This is a genomic window from Flavobacterium stagni (assembly GCF_004122105.1).
GTDB lineage: Bacteria > Bacteroidota > Bacteroidia > Flavobacteriales > Flavobacteriaceae > Flavobacterium > Flavobacterium stagni.
The window spans coordinates 1-388 of record NZ_SBKN01000022.1 but is presented as its reverse complement, the minus strand read 5'-3'; the positions used below and the strand labels follow the sequence as shown (position 1 = coordinate 388).

Here is a 388-nt window from a genome sequence, read left to right as displayed (position 1 = left end):
AGTTGTCTGTAGCAGTCATTGTTGCTGCTGCAGGAACGTTAGAACATTCTACTGTTACGTTAGCTGGAGTAGCTTCTACGAAAGTAGGAGCAGTAGTATCTTGAACAGTTACTACTTGCGTAGCAGTGGTTGTGTTACCACAAGCGTCTGTAGCTGTCCATGTACGAGTCAATGTATAGTTACCTGCACAGTTACCCGCAGCAGTTACTTCGTTGAAGGTTACCGTAGCCGCTCCACAGTTGTCTGTAGCAGTCATTGTTACTGCTGCAGGAACGTTAGAACATTCTACTGTTACGTTAGCTGGAGTAGCTTCTACGAAAGTAGGAGCAGTAGTATCTTGAACAGTTACTACTTGCGTAGCAGTAGTTGTGTTACCACAAGCATCCGT

At 45.1% G+C, this 388-nt stretch carries 1 protein-coding gene; it reads right to left on the bottom strand.

Going from position 1 to position 388, the window contains the following annotated elements:
- Positions 1-388: HYR-like domain-containing protein (locus EQG61_RS13815; protein ID WP_449404210.1), on the bottom strand; the 388-nt coding region annotated here is incomplete at both ends.